The sequence below is a fragment of the Chitinophaga rupis genome (assembly GCF_900109685.1).
Classification (GTDB): Bacteria; Bacteroidota; Bacteroidia; order Chitinophagales; family Chitinophagaceae; genus Chitinophaga; species Chitinophaga rupis.
In genome coordinates this window covers 255,116-271,164 of the sequence record NZ_FOBB01000008.1, presented here as the reverse complement: position 1 = coordinate 271,164, position 16,049 = coordinate 255,116, and the positions used below count along the sequence as shown (strand labels likewise).

Here is a 16,049-nt window from a genome sequence, read left to right as displayed (position 1 = left end):
TTAGAATTTAATATTCAAATTCAATCCAAGGCTGCGGGTGCTGGGCAGGCCGGGTGATTCCAGCCCCACCTGGTTATCTGATCCAAAACCAAATGTTTCAGGATCGATATTGTCTACCCATTTCTTGATGATCAGCACATTATTGGCTACAAAATCAAGCTTTACACCTTTGATGGGCCATTTAGGGGAAAGATGTTTTGTAAAGTCATAACCCAGGCTTAGCTGGCGCAGCTTCCAGTAACCACCATTATAAACAACTGCTTCCACGATCTGCTGTGTACGAAGATGTTCCCAATAGGTTTGTACCGCAGCCACCGCATTATTCGGGTTTCCGTTGGCATCCACCCCGTTGCCTTTCACACCCGATTCACGGCCCTCCAGCGTCATTTTATGCAGGCCATGCCGCACTGCGTTGAAGTTGGTGCCCGACAACATTTTATTGCCCAGCTTATAGTCAATGAGCACATTCAGTGTAATGCCGTTGTAATTAAAGGAGTTAAGGAAACCGCCTACCCATTTAGGCAGGGCACTGCCAAACAGTACGAAGTCGGAGGTACGCTGGGGCAAACCGTTCGACTGGAAGATCATCTGGCCTTTGTCGTTCCGCGCATATCCGTAGCCGGCAATCTGTCCGATCTCCTGCCCTACTACCTGCCTGGTTTCACCATTAAATACATGCGTGCCCGTAGTAATGCGCTCACCGGGTTTGTCAGTAACAATGCTCAGCACTTTAGTAATGTTGTAAGAAGTATTGGCCGTAAATTCCCAATTGAACTTTCCGGTCCTTACCGGCACCAGGTTTAATAGGGCCTCAAATCCTTTATTGCGGCTTTTGCCGCTGTTGATGGGTGTATTGAAATAACCGGATGCATCGGAGATCTGCACCAGTACTATCTGGTCGCTGGTGATCTTCCGGTAAGCTGCCAGATCTAAATTTACACGGCTGTCAAACATGCGCAATTCCAGGCCCACCTCTGTTTCTGCCACACGGCTGGGTCTCAGCCGGGGATTGGGCAGGGTGGTGCCGGTAACGCCGTTGCTGATATTACTGGTACCTACCGGTACCGGCACCCCGTTGGGATTAGTAGCAAAATTGGCGTTCGGAGTATAGAATAGCCGGTCCGAATAAGGCGCTACATCACCGTCGCTGCCTACCTCCGCATAGCCCAGCCGCACTTTACCGAAATTCAGCCAGCTTAAGGCTGGCAGGTGCTCAGAAAACACATAGCTGCCTGAAACAGATGGATATAAAATGCTTCTGTTGGCAGGTGCTAGTGTAGAGAACCAATCGTTACGCACCGTACCTGTTAAATAAAAAGTTTGCTTCCAGTTCAGCTCCGCTGAGCTGTAGAGCGAGTTCACACCCTGTTCCGTGAGCGTATACACCGGATCTTTTCCCCGCCCGTTCTGAACCGTATACAAACCCCTGATGATAAAATCGGTTACTGCCACTCTATTGATGTCGGACCTTTTGCGCATGCGGTTGCCGCCGCCATTCAGGTTCAGTCCCAGATCACCGAACTGCCGGTTTGCGTTCACCAGGAAATCCAGGTTGGTTTCCCGGAAGCGGCGTGATTCCTGTGTATATATACCGTTCACGAAACCGGGAGGCGCAGCTGCCCTGGAAGCCTGACCGGTTGGGAAGTTATTCACCTCCTCATCACGTGACCAGTAATCCTGCCCAAAACGGCCCTGTATACTTAGCCATGGCAGTATGTTATATTTCAACGCTACATTGCCAAAGATGCGGTCGCGTTTAATGTTGTGGAACTGCTCCGCCAGCACCCAATACGGGTTGGTGCGGTTCGTGAACCTGGACCATGGATATTCATTGCCTGCCGCGTTGTATTTGTTCTCATTGAGCAAATTTAACGGCATGGAGGTTGACATGGCCATTAAAGAAGTAGGAATGGAATTATCCTGGTTAGCGATATTCGGCGGGTTCTTATTAACCTCCCTGGAATAGTTGATATTGCCGGACAAGATGAGCTGTTCTGACAGGTTATAGCTATAACCCAGGTTCATGGACTTACGGTTAAACGAATTATTAGGCATGATACCTCTGTTCTCCGTATTATTCAGCGACAGGCGCATACCGCCTTTATCATTACTGGCCTCAAATGCCACCGTGTTGGCAACATTCTGGCCATGGCGGTAGAACTCCTTAATACGGCTGCCCTGTGGCTCGTATGGAACCGTTAAATTATTGAACAGCACCTGCGTCATGCCGGGTGCAAATTTTTCTCCGAACGACCACTGCCCCGAAGTAGGATTAGGAGTAGTAGGGCGAACGCCGCCCTCACCCTGGCCATATTCGCGCTGATAATCGGTAAAGTCCAATGGGGTATCATTCGTATAGTTCAGGTTATAGGTAACGCCAATACCTTTTGTTTTTCCTTTTGTTTTAGTGGTGATCATGATGACGCCATCTTTAGCGCGTGAGCCGTAGAGCGCCGATGCCGGTGCACCTTTTAAAACGGTCATGCTTTCTATATCATCCGGGTTTATGCTCGATAAGCCATCTCCCCCATCTGCAAACACCCCGCCCTCTTTTACATTTCCTGAAATAATATTGTCATTGAAGTTAGTGTTATCAATGGGCACGCCGTTAATAACGATCAGTGGATTGTTCTGCCCTGAAAGGGACGACTGGCCACGGATACGGACCTTGGAGGTACCACCGGGACCGGTACCCAGCGATGAAATATTAAGCCCCGCCACCTTGCCCTGTAAGGCATTCATTACATTGCTGGTGCGGTTCACCGTCAGCTCTTCGGTTTTAACACTGGTGGCGGAATATCCCAGACTACGGGCCTGCCTTCTGATGCCCAGGGCCGTAACCACCACCTCACCCAGGCTCTGGTTCTCCTCTGCCATAGACACATCCACCACGGTGCGCCCGGCAACTTCCACATTCATTGTTTTATACCCTACTGAGCTGAATACCAGCGTGGCATTGGCTGCAGCGGGAATACTGTATCTGCCATCGCCATCGGTGGTTGTGCCATGTGTGGTTCCTTTTACTCCCACAGAAACACGGTAGAGTTTCACACCTTTATCATCCGACACAGTACCCGTAACCGTTTGTGCATAAGCAGCAGATCGCAATAGAAAAAGAAAGAAAAGCAGCCGGAAGCTGGTCAGGCAGGGACGCCTGGCATTGGTATGTATTTTCATAACGGGAAGTTGTGAGTTCGCTCAACAAATTATCCGGTATTACATTCAAAAACTTCCAAAATAGAACGGCGTTGAATTTTGTACATCTCTAAAGAATAAATTTCTTTTCTTTATACAGTATTCCACGAGTGAAACTGATTACCCCGCATTTAGATAAACCTTATGCATCAATTTGTACTACAACGCGGTAAATCGGCAGAACTGAGGTTGTTCCCGCATATTTCCGAACTGGGCATAAAAAAGAATGGCGCTATTCAGCTCAATACCTTTCTAAGCACAGCCACAGAAGACATCCGTCTGTATTATATACTGGATGGCAAATTCGGATGGCGCATCAATCATCAGCCTTATGTTTTATATCCTGGCGATGTGGCCCTGGTTTTACCCGGCGTACCATTTGGCAGCGATAACGGTGTGCTGGATATCGGCTCCTTTACCTGGCTGCATATCAGCATGCAAAAGCTGGAAAATGGCCATTTGCTGCCCGGTAAGTGGAGCGGCTTATCGGAAAGCGAAGGCGCCGCTATCGGCAAAATATTATTATTAAACTACTCCCCCGTTTTGTGCAGGTTCAATGAAGCCGGTAAAATACTCAAATGCATACACGCAGAATTGTCCGGTCATGAAATAGGTTATCAAACGCGGGTCAATCACCAGCTTGATGAGCTATTGATACAGACAACCCGGCACATGACCATGCAAAGCAATCCCGGCCGCGACTTCCCCAAAACATTCATGCACCTTGAAGAGGCTTTGCGCCGGGACCTGAGCTATCAATGGACGGTAGAAGAAATGGCGGCGCTGGTTGGGCTGGGCACCACCCTGTTCACAGAGCGGGTAAAAAGCTATTCCGGTTTTTCACCCATCAATTACCTGATCAACATCCGTATTTCTGAAGCCATTAAGCTGTTGAAGCGGCCGGATATCAGCGTTACAGATATAGCGCTGGATACCGGCTTCTATTCATCGCAACATTTTTCCACCACCTTTAAAAAACTGACCGGTTACCGGCCCAGTGAGTTCAGAAAAAATCATTTATACAATAAATAATTACGATAGACATGGAATGTATCATTACTATTGAGCTGGGAACGAACGGGGTAAGGGTTTTTGCCTTTGACCTCAGCGGCCACGTCCTCCATTCGATGAAAGGCCATTATCCTACATTTCATACTGATCCCGATCACAGTGAGCAGGATCCCGAACAGATCTTTATCACCACCCTGTATGTGGTAAAGAACCTGCTGAACCAATATATTTACCCAAAAAAATATAAAGTAGCCTGCATTTGTTTCAGCGCAGCCATGCATAGTTTGCTGGCAGTGGACAAAAATGGTAATCCGCTCGGCAACGCCATTACCTGGGCCGATAACCGCGCCAAGAAAGAAGCGCAGGAGCTGCGCCGGTCGGCCCTTGGCTCCAGCCTGTATGCAGCCACGGGTACGCCCATTCATCCCATGTCGCCCCTGCTGAAAATAGCCTGGCTAAGGAACCAGGATAATGAACGGTTCAAACAAACCAGTAAATTCCTTTCCATAAAAAGTTATATCATTCACCAGCTCACAGGTAAGTACCTGATAGATTATAGTATTGCTTCTGCTACCGGTTTGCTGAACATACATACCGTTGCCTGGGAAGCGGATGCTTTGCAGTATGCAGGCATTACAGCCGCCAAACTACCTGAGCTGGCGCCCATATTTACCACTGCCGGTAAGCTGAAAATGGCTTACCAGCAATCACTGGGCCTGCCTGCCGATGTTAAAATACTTATCGGCTCCAGCGACGGTTGCCTGGCCACGCTGGGCGACGGTGTAAAAGGCGAAGGAAAAGCCACCATTACCATTGAAGACAGCGGGGCCGTACGGGTAATGGGCCCCACCGTGCTGAAAGATGAACAAATGCGTTTTTTCAATTACCTGCTTACCGACGATTGTTATGTAAGCGGCGGGCCGACCAATAATGGCGGGAATATCTTTGACTGGTTTGCCAAACAGTTCGGCGATTTCACGCAACCCTTTGATATAACACACAGCATACAACAGCTCCTGGACGAAGCAGCGCAGGTACCAGCCGGTTCGGACGGCCTGCTGTTCCTGCCCTATTTGCTGGGCGAACGCGCGCCCATCTGGAATGCCAATGCCCGGGGCGCCTATTTTGGAATAAACATTAAACATGAGCGCAAACATTTTATACGCGCTACCATTGAAGGCATATTGTACGAGATATACAGCATTGGTAAAAGCCTTGGTGAACAGCGCACTATCAAAAGCCTTTCAGTGAACGGCAGCTTTGGTACTACTCCCTTCTGTACCCAGATCATTGCAGATATGTTCAACAAACCCGTGCACCTGCGGCGGGAATTTCACAGCGTAAGCTTTGGCGCCTGGTTACTGAGCGCTACTGAAATGGGCCTTTACAGATCGCTGGATGAAGCGGCCCGCATTGTGGAGCTGCCTGATATGTATGAGCCGGATCAACAGCGCCATGCAATGTATGCCGACTACTTCAACATCTTTGAAAAGCTGAGCACCAAATTGTTTGATGAATTTGAGGCCATTGGCAACCTGCAGCAGCAATATGCTGCCACTAACCTGTTACCACATAATTCACCATTATAAACCTATTGCTATGCACAGATCAAAATATTGGCTGATGGCCGTACTACTGTTTTGGGTATACGGCTCAATACATGCCCAGCAGATCAGCCGCGAGCAGCTTATTGCACTAACACCTGAATGGAAAGGCGAACGCTTTGCCGATGGCAGACCCAAAGTACCTGACAGCCTGCTGGACCGTATGAAGCTGGTAACCCTGGAAGAAGCATGGGCCGTACTCCGGAATGAAAATTACAAGCACCAGTTTGAAGGCGAATGGCAGACCATTAACCCCGACAGTGTGCTGGTAGGCCGCGCTGTTACCGCCATCTTTGTGCCTGGCCGCCCTGACCTGCACCGCGTTATAGACCAGTTTGGCGTGCGTGATAAAAGAGTGAAAGCGCAAAACTCCTGGCCTATTGACCTGCTGGTGAAGCGTGATGTGTATGTAGTGGACCAGTTTGACGCTTATGAAGACGGCCCGACCATAGGAGATAATCTTGGCAATTCCATTTATGCCAAAACCGGCAACGGTATTATATACGATGGCGCCATCCGTGATATCAAAGGATTGAAAGAGATCGGCTCCTTCACTTCTTTTTTTCGCAGCTACCATCCATCGCACCACCTGAATAATCCTGCAGGCGAATTAAATACCACACTTGCCGGCATTAACCAGCCCACCCGCATTGGCAAGGCCACTGTAATGCCCGGCGATGTGGTGCTGGGCCGGGATGGCGGCGTGATATTCATTCCTCCCCAGCTGGTACAAAAGGTGGTGGTAACCTCTGAGATCGTGCGCCTGCGCGATATGTTCGGGCATGAGCGGCTGCGCGCAGGAACCTATACTCCCGGGCAGATCGACTCGCGCTGGAGCGATGAGATAGAAAGAGATTTCTCCAAATGGCTGCACGATCATATTAACGAGCTGCCTGTATCCAGCAGCCAGATACAGGAATTCTTGAAAGGAAGAACATGGTAAACCCAAAAACGAACTATAATGACCAATCCAACATCACGCAGATCTTTTATAACCAAAGCTGCCATAGCAGCCGCAATGGCACCCCTGGCCGGTTTACCCGCCTTTGGACAGGGATATGAACAGGCCGTGAACCGCGCTCCCAAAGCTTCCGCTCCTTCCAAACTAAAGATCACCGAAGTTAAATGCGGTTACATCAGGGGCAGCCTGTTTGTAAAAATATATACCGACCAGGGTATATGGGGATGCGGCGAAGGCGTGGACGCCATTCCCGGTACCTATTACCTGGTAAAGAATTTCGGTGAGCGCATCAAAGGGCAGAATCCTTTAAATGTGCACCGCCTGTTTGAGGACATCCGCAAATCGGGTTTCTTCCAGGGGGCGCAGTCGGGCATGTACGTAGCCGTATTATCAGCCATAGAAGCAGCCCTGTGGGACCTGGCCGGCAAGGCCCTGCAATTGCCCGTGTACCAGCTGCTGGGCGGCAAGTTCCGGGATAAGATACGTGTATATTGCGATACTGCTTTGTACCAGCAGCACCTGCCCAAACCGGCGGATTTTGCCGAAGCAGCTACGAAAGCAAAAAACATGGGCTTCAATGCTATTAAGTTTGACCTGGACCAGGCCAACGATCCTAACAAATACGACCGGTATAACTGGACGGCCAGCCCTGCCGAACTGCAACGCATGTACGATCAGCTGAGTGCTGCCCGCCAGGCCGTAGGTCCTGAAATTGATATCTGTGCCGACATGCACGGACGATATGATGCGGTAACTGCACAAGCCATCACTAAAAGGCTGGAGCCCCTGAACCTCATGTGGCTGGAAGAACCGATACCAGCGGAAAATGTAGAAGCGTATAAGCTCATCACCGAATCAACGAGCACTCCCATCTGCGCCGGTGAAAACCATTACCTGGCCTATGGTTTCCGGAGAATGCTGGAAACAGGCGCTGTAGACATTGTAATGCCGGACCTGCAAAAATGCGGCGGACTGGGAGAAGGACAACGCATTGCCAACCTGGCCAATTTATACTATGTACCCTTTGCGCCTCACATGGTAGCCTCTTTCCTGGGCGCCATGGCCTGTGCGCATGTTTGCGCAGCCGTACCTAATTTCATGATCATGGAATGGCAATCCTATTTTCATACACAGCCTATGTTTAAAGAGATCGTTACCTATGATGGTGAATGGGTGAAAGACAGCTTTATAACGGTATCGGATAAACCGGGCATCGGCGTGGAGATCAATGAAGCCGGCATGAAAAAATATGCAATACCAGGGGTACCCTTTTTTGAGTAAGCAGCAAAACAGCATAACGGGATCCTACGTGCAATCGTTGCCGATAACGATTGCGTAAATAAAACAACGCAGTGGCAATCAACTTATCGATTAATTGCTGAATTTCAGCATACCCTAATTACTATCTCCTAATAATTAAAACCCACTGTTATGAAAAATGGAACCCTTATTACTTTGCTGTGCATTGCATTTGCCGGCTGTCAAAAAAACAATGGCGTAACCCCTGGCATTGCTGATGAAAAGCTGGCTTCATCTGCTGCCACACTTGTTACCGCAGCTGCCACCAGCGTAACCGTAACCACAGAAACAGCCCTGAAAGCTGCTATAAAAGCAGCACAGCCGGGCGACATCATTACCGTCAGCGGCACTATTAAACTTACCAGCACCTTACAGCTGCTTAACAGCGGTACTTCCAGCGCCAAGATCAATTTCACCGGCGGCACGCTGGATTGTTCCGGCATCTCATCCGGCTGGGGTGTAAAATGTAACGGGAGCTACTGGAACATCACTAACATGAACATCAAGAATGCTCCTGATTGCGGGCTGGTATTCCAGTATGGCGGCTATAACTACGTGTATAACGTTACTACTTCGGGTAATCACGATTCCGGTTTGCAGATCTACAACCAGTCGCATCACAATAACGTGAGCTACTGTAAATCCAATGACAATTATGATACGCAGAACGGTGGTGAAAATGCGGATGGTTTTGCCTGCAAATTATCGGCCGGTGCAGGGAACAAGTTTGATCACTGCACTGCCAACCACAATTCAGACGACGGCTGGGACCTGTACGGACAGCCTTCTACCGTTACCATCACTAATTGTACTGCTACCAACAACGGATATGGCGGCAACGGGGATGGCAATGGTTTTAAACTGGGCAGCTCCGGCCAAAATGTACCGCATACGGTAACAAACTGCACATCGAGCTATAACATGGCCTCCGGTTATGATGGGAACGGAAATACCGGTCATATTACCATTACCGGCAGCACCGGCACTGGTAATGGGAAAACACTGTTTTACAGGTTGTATTAATCTACTTTACAGTGCCCTCAAAAGTGTATCATTTTTGGGGGCACTTTTTTCTATCAGTGCCTGAAGAATAATATGAATTTCGCCTAACCCCGGAATAACGCTACTTTTGTAGTTCATTTTTTATTGGCACATATGACTTTTGAGGATTTAAATCTGAATAAACCTTTACTGGCAGCGCTGAAGGATCTTAATTTCACAACGCCTACCACTATTCAAAGCAGGGTATTTTCCGTAACCATGTCAGGCCGGGACGTGTGTGGCATTGCCCAAACAGGTACCGGTAAAACGTTCGCTTACCTCCTGCCCTGCCTGCGTATGTGGTCTTTCACCAAAGACAGGTTTCCGCAGATCCTGATCCTTGTACCTACCCGGGAGCTGGTGCTGCAGGTAGAGGAATCTGTTAAAAGACTTACGCCCTACATGAGCGTAGCAGTAGCCGGCTTCTATGGCGGTGTGAATATGAACCCGCAAATGGCTACAGCAGCGGGTAAGCTGGATGTGGTAGTGGCTACGCCGGGCAGATTGGTAGATATTGTGCTGAGCGGCGCATTAAAATTGAAAGCCATTAAACAGCTGGTGATAGATGAGATGGACGAAATGCTGAACCTTGGCTTTCGCGCTCAATTGGTGAAGATCCTGGATCTGTTGCCCGCAAAAAGACAAAACCTCCTTTTTTCAGCTACCATCACACCGGAGGTGGAAGCGCTGATGGATACTTTCTTTAATAGTCCTGTTACGGTTGAAGCAGCTCCTGCCGGAAGCCCTTTAACGAATATCAGTCAGCATGCCTACCTTGTTCCCAACTTCTACACAAAAGTAAACCTGCTGGAGCTATTGATCCGCGAGCAGGCGGATATGACGAAAGTACTGGTATTTGTATCTACCAAAAAACTGGCAGATGAGCTGTATGAGCCATTGGCTGCAGAGTTTCCGGATAAGATAGGTGTGATCCATTCCAACAAAGACCAGAATTACCGGTTTAACGCCATAGAACAATTCCAGGAAGGTAATTACAGGGTGCTGATCGCTACAGATATTATTGCGCGGGGGCTGGATATTGCCGAAGTAACACATGTGATCAACTTTGATATGCCGGAGCTGCCCGAAAGTTATATTCACCGTATTGGCCGTACCGGCCGCTTAGATAAAAAAGGGATAGCGCTCAGCTTCATTTCAGCGCAGGAGCAGCCGCTGCGTGAAAAAGCAGAGACCCTGATGAATTATAAGATCCCGGAGCTGCCTTTACCGGAGCACCTGGAGATCTCGGATAAACATACAAAAGAGGAAGAACCGGAATTTATTGTACCAAACATCGTGTTAAAAGAACGCAAGCGCGAAGATGCCGGAGCTGCTTTTCATGAGAAATCAGCGAAGAACAAAAAGGTGAACGTGAAGATCCGGCACGCTGATAAGATGATGAAGAAATATGGCAAACCTAAAACACGGGGCGCTAAAAAGAAATAGGAAAACTACTTAGTTCCTGCCTTCCACAGCCTGTCCAGCTCTGCCAGGTAATCTTCTTGTTTAAAGATCCAGTTAATGGTTCTCAGATCTACTTTCTTCGCTATATCCAGAACATGATTGTTACCCACTTTATATATTGTTTTACCGCCGGGATGCAGATCATTTATTATTGAATTGTACATCACATCTGATCTTAGCTCCCGCATGATGGGGCTGGTGTCCTCTGCGTCCCTGCCTGCTGCTTCCTTTATATCATCCATTAACCCGAGCATTTCATCGGCCGGGCCTCTGACCTCTTGAAGGCCAAAGAATTTTTCTCTGTCCTGTTCATGCTTGTCCGCCAGCTCCAGGGTCTCATACATAATAGTTTTATATTCTATCAACCTTTCGTAAGACATGATAGGCTTCCCTTTATAGACTAATCCTGTTTCTATTTGTTTAGGAGTATAGTCGCCATGCTCCTTTATACATTTTTCGTAGGCTACATCCATTAAACCTTTAGCACCCCCCTCTCCCCGCTTATAGGCAAGCAAAGCCTCATAAAACTGCTCCATAAAATACAGGATGCGCAAAGCTCCGGGATCCGGGCTTACAGCGCCTTCACCGGTCTTTATAACTCCGTTCTCATATACAACCTGTATACCCTTTTCACCCCATACCTGTTTTTCCTTTCCCTCTACTCCTTCCATCCCATGCGTTTCGCCGGCTAATATTACATTCCTTGTTTTCAAGGCATTCAAAACAGGTCCATCATCTACCGGTACTATTTCCGGTGCTGTTTGCTGTGGTACAGGCTCCGGTGTTTGCCGTTTAATTTGCCAGGCTGTTACCAGCTGTTTGATACTTCTCGCCACGTATTGCGCCTGGTTGAGTCCCTCGTAGTCGCTTGCCCGGTCACTTGCTGTTGTCAGGTGCAGCAACAACCTGTCCACTTCCTGATTGTTGCCCTGCTTTAATAAAGCGATAACATAGTTTGTTATTTTATGCGGTTCTTCCGTATCCAGCTGCTCTCCATCCTCACCATTAAAGGGGATCTTCTTTCTTTGTATAATACTTTGAGCTGCATGATCACCTTTTAACCGGAATGGCGCTGTTTGCGTTACCGGCTGCCCTCCATTCATGCTACCCTGCTGCAGCACAAACCGGCCCGGTGCGGGCTGCCCTGATACGGAAGCTTTCTGCAGTACAAATGGTGCGGCGCTGGCCGGGCCTCCTTCTTTTAATAACTGATGGGGGGTAGTAGCGGGTACACTAATGCCTGCTGCATAACTGTTATGGGCTGCTGCCCTTCCCGGGGGATGCCCGGGGATTGTTTCGTGATCATGAGGCATTGAATGGGATTTTAACTGGTTATTTTGCAGCCGGAGGGCACTGGTACGCCCTTCATTCCTTCTAAAGATAAATGATAAATCATTATTCCGCTAACCCCGGCGGTGAAAAGTGCTTATGGAAAATCTTTTCTCCTGCATCTTCTTCTAAATATTATATTTATCAACCCTCTTTATCTTGTATGCAGCAGATCTCCTTCTTCAAGAAACTCATTACCTGCACCCTGGCAGGATTGGTAATCGGCGCTTCCACCTTACGCATAAGCTTTACATTCCTGCGGGCATGGATCCCGGTCAGGATGATGAGTATTGTGCCGCTTCTGCTGCTGGTTGCTGCTATTATTTATGCAGTTATATGGCAGCTCCGGAAAACCAATCATCCGGCCACCCTGGCTTTCTGGCAAGGTCTTTTACGTTATGGCGTGGCCTTTGACCTGGCTACCTTTGGATGGGAAAAACTTTTTCATCTGCAATTTGTTGTGTCACTGAGCAAGCTGGACCTCCCTTACAGCAGCTTTTCATCACAGGACCTGTTCTGGGCCTTTTTCAGCTACTCTTATCCCTTTGGCTGTATTATTGCCGGGTGCCAGCTAACCGGAGCGATGCTGCTCCTGTTCCACAGAACAAGACTGGCAGGCGTTTTCATCCTGCTGCCTGTGCTGGTAAACATTTTACTGATGGATATTTTTTATAAGATCGGCCCCACCGTAGTTGTTCACGTCTCCATCATGCTCTCCGGCACTTTGTATTTCCTGTTCATAGAATTTAACCGGCTAAAGGAATTCTTTTTTGCGGCAAAAGATCAGCTGCCCGCGCTTCATTTTCCCCAATATTTAAAAATGGCGGTACGTCTTTCTATTATTTATATCCCCCTGCTGTTAATTGCTATGCGTGGCAAACCGGATCACGACCCACAGCTCAGGGGAAAGTATGAAGTGGAGCAGCTAAAGATAGATCAGCAGATCCTTAGCCGTACCAGCTGCGCCGACAGCATACTTACCCTCGTGTACTTTGATAGTAAAAACGGATGTGTATTTGAATATAACAGCCTGCAAAGAAGATGGTATGGTGTTTATAAAAAAGAGAACGATCACCTGGAAATAAAATGGCGTACTCCGGCGGGAAAACCCGTTTTCACAGCTGCAATGTCTCCGGTTAACGCCGCGGGAAATTTAATACTGACCGGAATGATGGGGAATGATCCAATGACAATAACATTGAAGAAAATAAATAATTAAAGCCGGCCGGTACTAACAAAAAAGCCGCCCTGAGGCGGCTTCTGTTATTTTTTACCAGCGAACTTTTAGCTCTGAACGCCGGTTCTGCTTATATTCCTCTTCCGAGCACGGCACCTCATCCTTACACTTGTTCACGGGATCCTGCTCACCTTTATTGGTATAATACAGCCGCTTAGGATCAATACCTTTGTTAACGAGATAGTCTATTACTGCATAACAACGTAAGGCCGACAGATCCGTGTTATACTGATCGGGGCCACGGCTGTCTGCAAAAGAGGCAACCACCATCTTCCAGCCAGGGTTCCGTTTCAGCACGCCTGCCACCATATCTAAAACCTTTCGTGATTCCGTGAGCAGGGACGCGCTGTTATAATCATAATAGAACTTCAGCTGTTCCAGCTGACGCTTATCCTCTTCTTCCTCCGCGGTATGTTTTCTTATAACCGGTGCTGGCTGCCCGCCGGGGGTAGCAGTTCCGGGCACATTATTATTACCTGTCGTTTTATGCTCATCATACGGAGAAGGGTTCCCATTAATCCTGTTAAAGTAATTGGGGTCAGCAAAATAATAAATATCATCACGGCCCATACCCCCTGGTTTATTGGATGCCAGGTACCCTTCATAACCATTTTGCTTCAGTATAAGCCCTATATCATCGCCACCGGAATTGAACGGAGCTTTCATATTCACCGGCACTTCCCAGCTGGCTTTACTGCCTTTTACGCGATAGATATCATATCCTCCCAAACCGGCGTATCCCTTGCTGGAAAAATACAGGATGCCATCTTCATTAACCGTGGGAAAAATTTCTGCGGCTACGGTATTTACCTTATCACCGCAGTTAACCGGCTGGCCCCAGCTGCCATCTGCCTGCTTTTCGCAGTACCAGAGATCTGTTTGTCCATAGCCTCCCGGCCGGTCTGATACAAAGTATAAGATACTTCCGTCGCTGTTCAGTACAGCATGGCTGGATGAATAGCCGGTCACGTTCAACCCCGGCAACATCACCAGTGGTGTCCATTTCCCGTCTTTTTTTATGGACTGAAAGATCTGCAGGCGCCTGATACCATTAACAGGACCTTTGCCGGTGTAGGGTATATCTTTTCCCTGTATATTGATAGTGGCATACAGGGTGTCTTCGGTTCTGTTAAAACAAACCGGCCCTATATGATAGTCGGCCTTACCTAAAAGTGCAGGTACCAGCTCTTCCAGGAACATATTGGCGTTACCCTGTGAATACTGTTTATAAACGTATGCTTTATAATAAGGTTGTTCCGTACGTTTATCCGTAGCCGGGTGCGCCTCTGCCCCGCCGTTCAGCCCCAGTGAACGGTAACCGTTTGACATTAACAGCAATCCCCGTTGAACCACACCGCTTACCAGGTCGGAGCCGGATGTATTCAGTTCCTTTAACGCCTTCAGCTGTACGGAAGCAGGATGCCTGGCCCATACGGCAGCGCTGTCGCAGCTTTGCAATGCCACTGCCTTCAGCTGCAGGCTGTCTGTATTGCCGGTGGAGAACAGGGTATATTGCTGCCTGGCGGAATCATACTGTTCCAGCTGCCGCAGGGCTTCCCCATATGCAAAATATGCGGAGGATGGATGGTCCGGCCGGTTGATGATATGCTGGTAAAAATCAGCTGCTTCCTTAAAATAACCTATCTCCTGATAACAGTGGGCCATTTTCATCCACTGGTCAACCGGCATTTTATCTCCCCTGCTACGTGCCAGCCGCTTATAAAGCGCACCTGCCACCGCATATTCCTCCCGGGCATACGCTTCATTTGCCGACCGTAATACGCTTTTCTGTTCCTGGCTATACAGCCTGGCGCTAAGTACTATTAATAGGGCTAATGTTAAACTGCAACGTATCATAGAACGTAAGTAAGGTGGTTAAAAATATCGGGGGTTCTGCACAGTATATTTTTTGGAGGGGAATAAAAATCCCAGGGATATTTCATGGGAGCCGCCCTGGTAGCCTGCCATTTTATTCACGTTCAGGTCATAGGAATAACCGATGCGCATCTTCTCTGAAACATAATATTCCACCATTGCACTGGCAGCATCCAGCTGGTTCAGATCACCCGGGAGGTTATTTTTATTCCACAATTTTACGCCGGTGCGGTAAGAGGCGCCTATCCAGAGTACTTCATTGATCAGAAGAAATGCATTCACATCTACATTTGTTGGCCCCTTAAAATCTTCCTTTACCAATATGGATGGTTTTAGCTGCAGGTATTCTGATAAGGGAAACATGGCGCCGGTAGTAACATACAGGTGCTGCGTTTTCCGGATAGTGGAATAATTGTTCCCTTTCCAGGAATAGCGGGAAGCATCTGTGTACAGCGAAAACAGGTCCATAATAGAAGCCCCGGCATAAAACCGCGGTGTGTAATAGTAGATCCCGAAACGGGCATCCGGCACCCAAACGCTCTTTTTACCCAGTGGCAAGGCTACATCGTCATTGTCGGTATATCGCAGGGCATTGCCATCTATGGAATACTGGGTAACGCCGCCGCCTATACCAAAACATAAGCGCCGTGTGCCTTCATCGTCCAATGGTATGCGGTATGAATAAGAGCCATATAAGGACAGCGCTTCCTGCGGGCCCAGCTTGTCAAATAACATCTGTAACCCAAGCCCTACTTTTTCACCTGTAATACCATCTATAGATACTCCGCCGGTACGCGGCGCGCCGGGAAAGCCGGCCCACTGATGACGGTACACGGCATTCACATACAGGTCTTCCTTATATCCGGCATAAGCAGGATTTATACTTAAGCCGTTAAAGACGTACTGGCTGAACTGTATGTTCTGTTGCGCATTTACGCTTAATCCTATGTTTAACAGCAAGACAATTATTCCTGCTCTGATTACTGTTTGCATCTTTAACACTTTTTAGATCAGCAGATGATATTGTTGTCTT

Annotated in this window: 11 protein-coding genes; 7 read left to right on the top strand and 4 right to left on the bottom strand. The window is 48.3% G+C overall.

Going from position 1 to position 16,049, the window contains the following annotated elements; translation table 11 throughout:
- Positions 1-3,177 carry a SusC/RagA family TonB-linked outer membrane protein gene (locus tag BMZ54_RS25655; RefSeq protein ID WP_089918867.1) on the bottom strand — a complete coding sequence of 1,059 codons (3,177 nt, stop codon included), beginning with the start codon at positions 3,175-3,177 and terminating at the stop codon, positions 1-3.
- A gap of 162 nt (positions 3,178-3,339) precedes the next feature.
- Between BMZ54_RS25655 and BMZ54_RS25650 the strand changes: the two genes are divergently transcribed.
- The 6 genes from BMZ54_RS25650 (at position 3,340) to BMZ54_RS25625 (ending at position 10,557) form a co-directional block, all read left to right on the top strand.
- Positions 3,340-4,227 carry an AraC family transcriptional regulator gene (locus BMZ54_RS25650; protein ID WP_089918865.1) on the top strand — a complete coding sequence of 296 codons (888 nt, stop codon included), beginning with the start codon at positions 3,340-3,342 and terminating at the stop codon, positions 4,225-4,227.
- Between the two features lie 11 nt (positions 4,228-4,238).
- Positions 4,239-5,795 carry a gluconokinase gene (locus BMZ54_RS25645; RefSeq protein ID WP_089918863.1) on the top strand — a complete coding sequence of 519 codons (1,557 nt, stop codon included), beginning with the start codon at positions 4,239-4,241 and terminating at the stop codon, positions 5,793-5,795.
- Between the two features lie 10 nt (positions 5,796-5,805).
- Positions 5,806-6,753: an RraA family protein gene (locus BMZ54_RS25640; RefSeq protein WP_089918862.1), complete on the top strand. Its 948-nt coding sequence runs from the start codon at positions 5,806-5,808 to the stop codon at positions 6,751-6,753.
- 18 nt (positions 6,754-6,771) lie between these two features.
- On the top strand, positions 6,772-8,052 hold the full coding sequence (locus tag BMZ54_RS25635) for a mandelate racemase/muconate lactonizing enzyme family protein (RefSeq protein WP_089918860.1): 1,281 nt from the start codon (positions 6,772-6,774) through the stop codon (positions 8,050-8,052).
- Positions 8,053-8,202: 150 nt separating this feature from the next.
- The gene (locus tag BMZ54_RS25630) at positions 8,203-9,093 is read left to right on the top strand and encodes a right-handed parallel beta-helix repeat-containing protein (protein ID WP_089918858.1); all 891 of its coding nucleotides are present in this window, start codon (positions 8,203-8,205) and stop codon (positions 9,091-9,093) included.
- 132 nt (positions 9,094-9,225) lie between these two features.
- Positions 9,226-10,557 carry a DEAD/DEAH box helicase gene (locus BMZ54_RS25625; RefSeq protein ID WP_089918856.1) on the top strand — a complete coding sequence of 444 codons (1,332 nt, stop codon included), beginning with the start codon at positions 9,226-9,228 and terminating at the stop codon, positions 10,555-10,557.
- A gap of 5 nt (positions 10,558-10,562) precedes the next feature.
- Here the strand turns inward: BMZ54_RS25625 and BMZ54_RS25620 are convergent, their stop codons facing one another.
- Positions 10,563-11,888 carry a hypothetical protein gene (locus BMZ54_RS25620; RefSeq protein ID WP_089918854.1) on the bottom strand — a complete coding sequence of 442 codons (1,326 nt, stop codon included), beginning with the start codon at positions 11,886-11,888 and terminating at the stop codon, positions 10,563-10,565.
- Positions 11,889-12,067: 179 nt separating this feature from the next.
- Between BMZ54_RS25620 and BMZ54_RS25615 the strand changes: the two genes are divergently transcribed.
- On the top strand, positions 12,068-13,123 hold the full coding sequence (locus BMZ54_RS25615; protein ID WP_143081133.1) for a hypothetical protein: 1,056 nt from the start codon (positions 12,068-12,070) through the stop codon (positions 13,121-13,123).
- A 51-nt stretch (positions 13,124-13,174) separates the two neighbouring features.
- On the opposite strand, the gene BMZ54_RS25610 is transcribed toward BMZ54_RS25615, so the two are convergent.
- Positions 13,175-14,998: an OmpA family protein gene (locus tag BMZ54_RS25610; RefSeq protein WP_089918849.1), complete on the bottom strand. Its 1,824-nt coding sequence runs from the start codon at positions 14,996-14,998 to the stop codon at positions 13,175-13,177.
- A gap of 18 nt (positions 14,999-15,016) precedes the next feature.
- Positions 15,017-16,009 (bottom strand): PorP/SprF family type IX secretion system membrane protein, encoded by a 993-nt coding sequence (locus BMZ54_RS25605; RefSeq protein WP_089918847.1) that lies wholly within the window; start codon positions 16,007-16,009, stop codon positions 15,017-15,019.
- Between the last annotated feature and the right edge of the window lie 40 nt (positions 16,010-16,049).